The organism is Streptomyces boluensis, assembly GCF_009908195.1.
Taxonomy (GTDB): domain Bacteria; phylum Actinomycetota; class Actinomycetes; order Streptomycetales; family Streptomycetaceae; genus Streptomyces; species Streptomyces boluensis.
In genome coordinates this window covers 1-8,655 of sequence record NZ_JAAAHS010000336.1, presented here as the reverse complement: position 1 = coordinate 8,655, position 8,655 = coordinate 1, and the positions used below count along the sequence as shown (strand labels likewise).

The 8,655-nt window shown below is 70.3% G+C and carries 8 protein-coding genes; 4 read left to right on the top strand and 4 right to left on the bottom strand.

All coding sequences use genetic code 11. From position 1 onward, the window contains the following. Window positions 1-186: 186 nt before the first annotated feature. Window positions 187-1,170: a helix-turn-helix transcriptional regulator gene (locus tag GUY60_RS29825; protein WP_161703383.1), complete on the bottom strand. Its 984-nt coding sequence runs from the start codon at window positions 1,168-1,170 to the stop codon at window positions 187-189. A gap of 129 nt (window positions 1,171-1,299) precedes the next feature. On the opposite strand from GUY60_RS29825, the gene GUY60_RS29820 reads away from it, so the two are divergent. Continuing rightward, window positions 1,300-1,626 carry a hypothetical protein gene (locus GUY60_RS29820; protein ID WP_161703381.1) on the top strand — a complete coding sequence of 109 codons (327 nt, stop codon included), beginning with the start codon at window positions 1,300-1,302 and terminating at the stop codon, window positions 1,624-1,626. A 5-nt stretch (window positions 1,627-1,631) separates the two neighbouring features. Then, window positions 1,632-1,952, top strand: coding sequence for a (2Fe-2S)-binding protein (locus GUY60_RS29815; RefSeq protein ID WP_161703379.1), 321 nt, complete (start codon window positions 1,632-1,634; stop codon window positions 1,950-1,952). A gap of 177 nt (window positions 1,953-2,129) precedes the next feature. Here the strand turns inward: GUY60_RS29815 and GUY60_RS29810 are convergent, their stop codons facing one another. Then, window positions 2,130-2,576 carry a pyridoxamine 5'-phosphate oxidase family protein gene (locus GUY60_RS29810; RefSeq protein WP_161703377.1) on the bottom strand — a complete coding sequence of 149 codons (447 nt, stop codon included), beginning with the start codon at window positions 2,574-2,576 and terminating at the stop codon, window positions 2,130-2,132. Window positions 2,577-2,727: 151 nt separating this feature from the next. Here GUY60_RS29810 and clpB point away from each other — a divergent pair, with 151 nt between their 5' ends. Together clpB and GUY60_RS29800 are read left to right on the top strand one after the other, a co-directional pair. After that, window positions 2,728-5,313 (top strand): ATP-dependent chaperone ClpB, encoded by a 2,586-nt coding sequence (clpB, locus tag GUY60_RS29805; protein WP_161703375.1) that lies wholly within the window; start codon window positions 2,728-2,730, stop codon window positions 5,311-5,313. Window positions 5,314-5,424: 111 nt separating this feature from the next. Further along, window positions 5,425-5,964 (top strand): YbjN domain-containing protein, encoded by a 540-nt coding sequence (locus GUY60_RS29800; RefSeq protein ID WP_161703373.1) that lies wholly within the window; start codon window positions 5,425-5,427, stop codon window positions 5,962-5,964. An 11-nt stretch (window positions 5,965-5,975) separates the two neighbouring features. Here GUY60_RS29800 and GUY60_RS29795 read toward each other — a convergent pair whose 3' ends face one another. Both GUY60_RS29795 and GUY60_RS29790 read right to left on the bottom strand, forming a co-directional pair. After that, complete coding sequence (locus GUY60_RS29795; RefSeq protein WP_376771336.1) at window positions 5,976-7,187, bottom strand: putative hexosyltransferase; 1,212 nt, start codon at window positions 7,185-7,187, stop codon at window positions 5,976-5,978. A gap of 98 nt (window positions 7,188-7,285) precedes the next feature. Next, on the bottom strand, window positions 7,286-8,476 hold the full coding sequence (locus tag GUY60_RS29790; RefSeq protein ID WP_161703371.1) for a pyridoxal phosphate-dependent aminotransferase: 1,191 nt from the start codon (window positions 8,474-8,476) through the stop codon (window positions 7,286-7,288). Between the last annotated feature and the right edge of the window lie 179 nt (window positions 8,477-8,655).

Below are 8,655 nucleotides of genomic sequence, written 5' to 3'. Positions count from 1 at the left end.
GTTCAAGGGGGATCGGGTCATTGGGGGTGGTGCGTGGGGTACGCCCCGACCGGAGGGGAACCAGCCGGGACGCTGAGGTTCGCCCTTCAACTATGCGGCACGTGAGTGGGGGCGGGAAGCCTCATGTTGTTGCGGGGGCAGGGTACTGAGGGGACCCAAAGGGGACGTACTGCCCGCTTCGGGCCGTCACTGGAGCTGCTCCTCCAGGAGGCCCGACTTGGCGATCAGATAGCCGAGTTGGGTCCTGCTGCCGCTGCCGAGGGTGGCCGCCAGCTTGGCGATGTGGGCGCGGCAGGTCCGGACGTTCATGCCGAGCCGGCGGGCGATCGCCTCGTCGACGTGGCCCTCCACGAGCAGCTTCGCGATGGACCGCTGCACGCCGGTGATGCCGTCCGTCTTGGCGTCGTACGGAATGTCTCCGTTGAGCGGCACCGCCAGCTGCCAGAACTGGTCGAAGACGCCGACGAGATAGTCGACGAGGCCGGGGTGGCGGAGTTCGAGGGCGACCTGCCGGTCGCTGCGGGCCGGGATGAAGGCCACCTTCCGGTCGACGATGATCAGCCGGTCGATGATCTCCTCAAGTGTGCGCACCTCGACCTCCGGGCCCACGTGCTCCAGATAGTTGAGCGTCAACTCGGTGTGCCGGGCGGTGTGTTGGTAGAGGGTGCGCATCTTGATGCCGCGGTTGAGGAGTGGCCGGACCCGGTCGAGCGCCTCGTTGACCGCCTTGGGCTTGCGGGCGCTGCCCGGCTGGACCGTGAGCAGTTCGTCGGTGCACTCGGCGACCACGCGGTCCAGGGCCGCGTTGATCAGGCTGAGGCCTTCGAGCACCGTGATGGCGTGCGTGGTCGGGGGGTCGATCGCGCTGATCGCCATGAATGGCTCAAACGCGTCGGCCAGCGCGACGGTGTGGCGACGGCGGTCCTGGATCTCCCGTTCGATGGGCAGCAGCAACTGCGCGAGAGCGGCGGACGGCGGGACCGGGCGGAGCCACTGGGCGTCGTCGGGGTCGGGGTGGAGGAGGGCCAGATCTATGAGGCAGGGCGCCGCCTGCATCTCTGACCGGGCGATTCGGCCTCTACGCAGGGCACTTGCGTAGAGCTCCCGGCCCGCTCCGCACAACTCCTCGTGCGAGTGAGGGTGGTCCGCGTTATTCAGTTCTGTCCCCATGTGTACACCCCCAGGCTCCTGCATATCAGGAACATGATGCCTGGCCTCGGTGGTGTGAGGGCGGAGTGTGAGCCATCGTCATGTCTGCGGGGGCTAGGACGCGACATCATCAAGTGAGGTTGCTCGGTAATGGCCAAGAGACTCATACGCACAGTGGTTGCTGTCGCCTTCATCGCCGCCACCGCGGTGGGGGTCGTGGAGTCGGCCGTTAGTGCCGGTCCATCGCCCTCTGTCGCCACGGTGGCTGAGCCCGGCGAACCCAGCTGGGACCTGATCGCGGCTCCGGGTGAGCCGAGTTGGGACATCGCGCCGGCGCAGGAGCCGAGCTGGGACTTCGCCTCGGCGGAGGAACCCAGCTGGGATGTCGCGCCGGCAGAGGAACCCAGCTGGGACATCGTCGCGGCGGAGGAGCCGAGCTGGGACCTTGCCGCAGTCGACGAACCGAGCTGGGACTGACCGCAATGAGCATCCCTGAAGACACCACCTTCCGGCGCGAAATGGCATCCGCCTACCGATCCGGGTGGCACTTCATCGACCTCGTCACGGCCCTGCCGGGCCCCGGCGATTCGTTGATGGTCACCCTCTTCGGTGAGCCGATCCTCGTCGTCCGTGACGACGAGGACGACGATGTGCGGGCCTTCCGCTGCCTGCGCAAGCCGCGGGGCGCGCCTCAGCCGGTGCGCTGCGCGATCCGATACGGAATGATCTTCGTCAATCTCGACCAGCGCGATCACGAACTGATCGAGCCGGAAGCAGTACCAGCCACCCCCCGCAGTGCCTGAAGCGATTCCCCCGTCGTCAAAGATCGCCCAGGCGCTTCCCCCCGCAGCGGCGTCACCGTGAACCTGGTTCGCGGTGGCGCCGTTGTGTTTGTTACGGGTGCTGTTCCGTGGTCCGTGCCGCACCGTCGACTCGGGTGCCGTCGATCGCCCTGCGGGCTTGTCCTCAAACTCCCCCAGCTACCGCTGGGAGGTGCCCCCAGACGGGCTGGATTTGTGCAGGGACTTGCTGCCCAGTGCCTTGTGCAAGGTGATCTCGATCAGCACCCGGTTCGGGTTGGGTGAAGGGGTGCGGCCGTAGCGTTCCGCGTAGCGGCGTTCCGCGTCGGCTATCGCCTCCGGCTCGGTGCGTATCCGGGCCCGGCCCTCCAGGGAGGCCCAGAGCCGGCCCGCGAACTGGCAGACGGCGGCCGCGCCGCCGTCCGCGCCCCCCGCCAGGATGTTGCTGACCTTCTTGCTGGACTTGCTGCTGATGACGCGGGCCACCCCCGCCTCCGGGTCGTACGTGACGCCCACCGGGACGACGTGCGGGGTGCCGTCGGGGCGCAAAGTCGTCAAGGTGCACACGTGCCGTTCGCGCCAGAAGCTGAGGTAGTCGGCGCCGGGGGTGCGGGGGTCGATGGCCATGCCCCGGAATCTATCCCCGGCGCCTCGGTGCCCCGGAATCGCGCCCCGGAATCGCGTACCGCTCCCACCTTGAGTGGAATAGACTCAACTTTATGCACGTTGGCCCAGTCAGCGTGAGAAGGAAGCGGAGAACCCAGGAGGTAACGCGCACGTGGATGCCGAGCTGACGAACCGGAGCCGGGACGCGATCAACGCGGCGACGAGCCGGGCCGTGTCCGGTGGGCACGCCGACCTGACGCCGGCGCACCTGCTCCTCGCCCTGTTGGAGGGCCAGGAGAACGAGAACATCACCGACCTGCTCGCCGCGGTCGAGGCCGACCAGGCCGCCGTACGCTCCGGCGCCGAGCGCGTGCTCGCGGGCCTGCCGAGTGTGACCGGTTCCACGGTCGCGCCGCCGCAGCCCAACCGGGAACTGCTCGCCGTCATCGCGGACGCGGCGCGGCGAGCCAAGGACCTGGGCGACGATTACCTCTCCACCGAGCATCTGCTCATCGGCACCGCCGCGAAGGGCGGTGCGGCCGCGGACGTACTGAAGGAACAGGGTGCGAGTGACAAGAGGCTGCTTGAGGCGTTCGGCGAGGCCAGGGGAGGGCGGCGCGTGACCACCCCCGACCCCGAGGGGCAGTACAAAGCCCTGGAGAAGTTCGGCACCGACTTCACCGCGGCCGCGCGCGAGGGCAAGCTCGACCCGGTCATCGGCCGGGACCAGGAGATCCGCCGCGTCGTGCAGGTGCTCTCCCGGCGCACGAAGAACAACCCCGTGCTCATCGGCGAGCCCGGCGTCGGCAAGACCGCCGTCGTCGAAGGGCTCGCGCAGCGCATCGTGAAGGGCGACGTACCGGAGTCCCTGCGGAACAAGCGGCTCGTCTCCCTCGACCTCGGCGCGATGGTCGCGGGCGCCAAGTACCGCGGCGAGTTCGAGGAACGCCTGAAGACCGTGCTCTCCGAGATCAAGGAGAGCGACGGGCAGATCATCACGTTCATCGACGAGCTGCACACCGTGGTCGGCGCGGGCGCCGGCGGCGACTCCGCCATGGACGCGGGCAACATGCTCAAGCCCATGCTGGCCCGCGGCGAGCTGCGCATGGTCGGCGCCACGACGCTCGACGAGTACCGCGAGCGGATCGAGAAGGACCCGGCCCTGGAGCGCCGCTTCCAGCAGGTCCTGGTCGCCGAGCCGTCCGTCGAGGACACCATCGCGATCCTGCGCGGCCTCAAGGGCCGGTACGAGGCCCACCACAAGGTCGTCATCGCGGACTCCGCCCTTGTCGCCGCGTCCACCCTCTCCGACCGGTACATCACCTCCCGCTTCCTGCCCGACAAGGCCATCGACCTGGTCGACGAGGCCGCCTCCCGGCTCCGTATGGAGATCGACTCCTCGCCCGTCGAGATCGACGAACTCCAGCGCTCCGTCGACCGGTTGAAGATGGAGGAGCTGGCGATCGGCAAGGAGACCGACGCCGCGAGCCGGGAGCGCCTGGCGAAGCTGCGCCGCGACCTCGCCGACAAGGAGGAGGAGCTGCGCGGCCTGACCGCGCGCTGGGAGAAGGAGAAGACCTCCCTCAACCGTGTCGGCGAGCTCAAGGAGCGGGCCGACGAACTCCGCGGCCAGGCCGAACGCGCCCAGCGCGACGGCGACTTCGACACCGCCTCCAAGCTGCTCTACGGCGAGATCCCGGAGCTGGAACGGGAGTTGGCGGAGGCCGCGGCCGCCGAGGAAGAGGTCGCCAGGGACACCATGGTCAAGGAGGAGGTCGGCCCCGACGACATCGCGGACGTGGTCGGCTCCTGGACCGGCATCCCCGCCGGGCGCCTCCTCGAAGGCGAGACCCAGAAGCTGCTTCGCATGGAGGACGAGCTCGGCAAGCGGCTGATCGGCCAGTCCGAGGCCGTACGCGCGGTCTCCGACGCGGTCCGCCGCACCCGCGCGGGCATCGCCGACCCGGACCGGCCCACCGGCTCGTTCCTGTTCCTCGGCCCGACCGGCGTCGGCAAGACCGAACTGGCCAAGGCCCTCGCGGACTTCCTCTTCGACGACGAGCGGGCCATGGTCCGTATCGACATGAGCGAGTACGGCGAGAAGCACTCCGTCGCCCGCCTCGTCGGCGCCCCGCCCGGCTATGTCGGGTACGAGGAGGGCGGCCAGCTCACCGAGGCGGTGCGGCGCCGCCCGTACAGCGTGGTGCTGCTCGACGAGGTGGAGAAGGCGCACCCGGAGGTCTTCGACGTGCTGCTCCAGGTCCTCGACGACGGCCGACTCACCGACGGCCAGGGCCGGACCGTGGACTTCCGCAACACCATCCTGATCCTCACGTCGAACCTGGGAAGCCAGCACCTCGTGGACCCGGTGGCGACCGAGGACGAGAAGAAGCAGCGGGTCCTTGAGGTCGTACGGGCGAGCTTCAAGCCCGAGTTCCTGAACCGTCTGGACGACCTGGTGGTCTTCTCGGCGCTGTCCAGGGACGAGCTGGCGCACATCGCGCGGCTCCAGGTCGACCGCCTGGCCCGGCGCCTCGCCGAGCGCCGCATCACCCTCGACGTCACCCCCGAGGCCCTGGCCTGGCTGGCCGACGAGGGCAACGACCCGGCGTACGGCGCGCGGCCGCTGCGCCGGCTCGTGCAGACCGCGATCGGCGACCGCCTGGCCAGAGAGATCCTCTCCGGCGAGGTCAGGGACGGCGACACGGTGCGGGTGGACGTGGCCGGGGACGGGCTGCTCGTGGGACCGGTGCGGTAAGGGGCGTCGGGAGCCCGTTTCCGCTCGCGGCGGATCGCCGTCGTCAGGGGTTGCGGCTACCCGCCGTCGATGGTGGAGGATGGGCGCAATCCGTACGAAGGGAAATACACGGTGAGCATCGACCCGTCCTCGATTCCGAACTTCGGGGGCCAGCAAGAACCGCAGGCCGCAGGACCGGCGGGCCCCGTCGTCCCCGATCAGGACCTGGTGAAGCAGCTCCTGGACCAGATGGAGCTCAAGCACGTCGTCGACGACGAGGGTGACCTCGCGGCGCCGTGGGAGAACTTCCGCACGTACTTCATGTTCCGTGGCGAGGGCGACCAGCAGGTCTTCTCGGTGCGGACGTTCTACGACCGGCCGCACGACATCGGGGACAAGGCCCAGATCCTCGACGCCGTCGACGACTGGAACCGCCGCACCCTGTGGCCCAAGGTCTACACCCACACCCACGAGGAGGAGGGTGGCCCGACCACCGTCCGCGTCGTGGGTGAGGCGCAGATGCTGATCGGCACCGGCGTCAGCCTGGAGCACTTCGTGTCGTCGACGGTCAGCTGGGTGCGGGCCGCCATCGAGTTCGACAAGTGGCTCGTGGAGCACCTCGGCCTGGTCGAGGATGTCGACTCGTCGGAGAAGCCCGACGACGACGCGTAAGCGTCACAGCGTCACAGCGGTATACGGGCCAGGGTCACCAGATAGGCCCCGTAGCCCAGGGAGAGCCCGGCCAGGGCCGTCACCACAAGCGTGGCGTGCACCGGCCGGGCTTTCGCCGTTCTGGCCAGGGCCGCGGCGAGCGGAAGCAGCAGCGGGAACGCGGGCAGCAGGAAACGCGGCTTCGACTCGAAGAACCCGGAGCCGCCGACCGCGACGAGCAGCAGCACCCCGCTGTACACGAGCAGCGGCAGCGGCGCCCGGTCCGCGGCGAGCAGCCCGAACAGCAGCACGGCGGCCGCGACGAGGACAAGCGTCACCGGGAAGACGAGCCGGTCCCCGTCGGCGAGGAGATGCCGGACGAACTCCAGGTTGCCCGCCGCGAAGTCGAAGCGTGAGCCCCAGCCGCGCTGCACCGCGAAGTAGCCGCCGAGCGGATCGCCCCGCCGCCACCCCACCCACAGCACATAGCCGCCCCAGCCGAGCGGAGCGAGCAGCACCCCGGCCCACTGGCGGAGCGACAGCCTGCCGCGCCGCGGCCACAGCTCGTACGCGGCCGCCGCGCCGACCGCCGCGGCCACCGCGAAACCGTTGGGCCGGGACAGACCGGCGAGCGCGGCGAGCGAACCCGCCCACAGCCAGCGCCCGCTGAGCACCGCGTACAGCGACCAGGCGGCGAACGCGGTGAGCACCGGTTCCGTGTACGCCATGGACAGCACCACGGAGTGCGGAAGCAGCCCCCAGAGCAGCACCAGGAACGTGGCGGTGGCGCGGCCCCGAAGGCGCAGCCCGATCGCGTACATCCCCCACGCGGCGGCCGCCGCGGCCAGCCAGGAGATCAGCAGCCCGGCGGCGGCCGCGGCCAGCGGGAGCACCTCGGTCAGCGCGCGGACCAGGCCCGGATAGAGCGGGAAGAAGGCGAGGTCGCTGTGGACGACTCCGGGCTCGAAGTGCAGGGTGCGGCCGTAGCCGTGCTCGGCGATGCCCGTGTACCACCGGGAGTCCCAGGAGCCGCCGAGGAGTTGGAAGGTGTCCTGCCCGCTGCGGCGGGCCGCGAGGGCCACGGCGACCATGCCGCCGATCCGGGCCACGGCGAACAGGCCGAGCGCGGTGACGGCGGTGGGGAGGCGCTCCGCGTACCGGACGAGACGCCGGATCAGGTGGGTGCGGGTGCGGGAGAGGGGGCCGGCGACGGGCGCGGCGGTGACGAGGTGCGGCTGGCTCACATGCGAACCCTGCGGTCACCGGGGCGACTCCGCGAGCCGGGCGCACCCGTGCGGGGGGACCGGTACGGGGGCGCCGGAAGCGCGCCCCCCGGATCGGCTCAGAGCCGCTTCAGCCGGGCCACCGCCTCTTCGAGCACCGGGACCTGCTTGCAGAACGCGAACCGCACGAACGGGGCGCCCTCGTCCTTGTGGTCGTAGAACACCGCGTTGGGGATGGCGACGACGCCGACGCGCTCCGGCAGGGAGCGGCAGAACGCGAAGCCGTCGCTCTCGCCGAGGGAGCGGATGTCGGTGGTGATGAAGTACGTGCCGGCCGGGCGGTGCACGGTCAGGCCCGCGTCGGTGAGGCCCGCCGCGAGCAGGTCACGCTTGGCGCGCAGGTCGTCCCGCAGCCCCGTGAAGTAGGACTCGGGCAGCGCGAGGGCCTCGGCGATCGCGTACTGGAACGGCCCGGCGGAGACATAGGTGAGGAACTGCTTCGCCGAGCGGACCGCCGCGACCAGGGCGGGCGAACCCGTCACCCAGCCCACCTTCCAGCCCGTGAACGAGAAGGTCTTGCCCGCCGACGAGATGGTGACCGTACGCTCCCGCATGCCGGGGAAGGAGGCGAGCGGCACGTGTTCGCCGTCGAAGACCAGGTGCTCGTACACCTCGTCGGTGACCACGAGCAGGTCGCGCTCCACCGCGATCGCGGCGATCGCGGCGAGCTCCTCGCGGCTCAGCACGGTGCCCGTCGGGTTGTGCGGGGTGTTGAGGAGCAGCAGCCGGGTGCGGTCGGTGACGGCGGCGCGCAGCTCGTCCAGGTCCAGGTGGAATCCGCCCTCGGTGCTCGGCCGCAGCGTCACCGGGACCCGCTTGCCGCCCGCGAGCGCGATGCTCGCCGCGTACGAGTCGTAGTACGGCTCCAGGGCGATCACCTCGTCGCCCGGCTCGACCAGGGCGAGCAGCGACGCAGCGATGGCCTCGGTGGCGCCCGCGGTGACGAGGACCTCGGTGTCCGGGTCGTAGGCCAGGCCGTACGTGCGCTCCTGGTGCGCGGCGATCGCGGTGCGCAGCTCGGGGACGCCGGGGCCCGGCGGGTACTGGTTGCCCCGGCCGTCGCGCAGCGCGCGTACCGCCGCCTCCCTGACCTCTTCGGGGCCGTCGGTGTCGGGGAAGCCCTGGCCGAGGTTGATCGCGCCGGTGCTCAGGGCGAGCGCGGACATCTCGGCGAAGATCGTGGTGCCGAACTCGGCCAGGCGGCGGTTCAGGAGCGGGCGGGGCGGGGGCGCAGAGGTCATGGGCGTCATCCTGCGCCGAACCTCTGGAGTTCCTCAACTCTGCTTTGGGCCCGCTCCCGCCGGGGACAAGTCCCGCACACACACGTAGTCATCAAGGAGCGCCGATCGCTTCGGGGGAACGAAAGGAGGAGAAGACCATGGATGTCTTCTTCATCGTGATGTTCGTGATTGTGACCATAGGCGTCGTG

Bases quoted from the DNA above. Each gene is read 5' to 3' on its own strand.
- GUY60_RS29825 (WP_161703383.1), bottom strand. From the start codon at position 1,170: ATGGGGACAGAACTGAATAACGCGGACCACCCTCACTCGCACGAGGAG.
- GUY60_RS29815 (WP_161703379.1), top strand. From the start codon at position 1,632: ATGAGCATCCCTGAAGACACCACCTTCCGGCGCGAAATGGCATCCGCC.
- GUY60_RS29820 (WP_161703381.1), top strand. From the start codon at position 1,300: ATGGCCAAGAGACTCATACGCACAGTGGTTGCTGTCGCCTTCATCGCC.
- GUY60_RS29810 (WP_161703377.1), bottom strand. From the start codon at position 2,576: ATGGCCATCGACCCCCGCACCCCCGGCGCCGACTACCTCAGCTTCTGG.
- GUY60_RS29790 (WP_161703371.1), bottom strand. From the start codon at position 8,476: ATGACGCCCATGACCTCTGCGCCCCCGCCCCGCCCGCTCCTGAACCGC.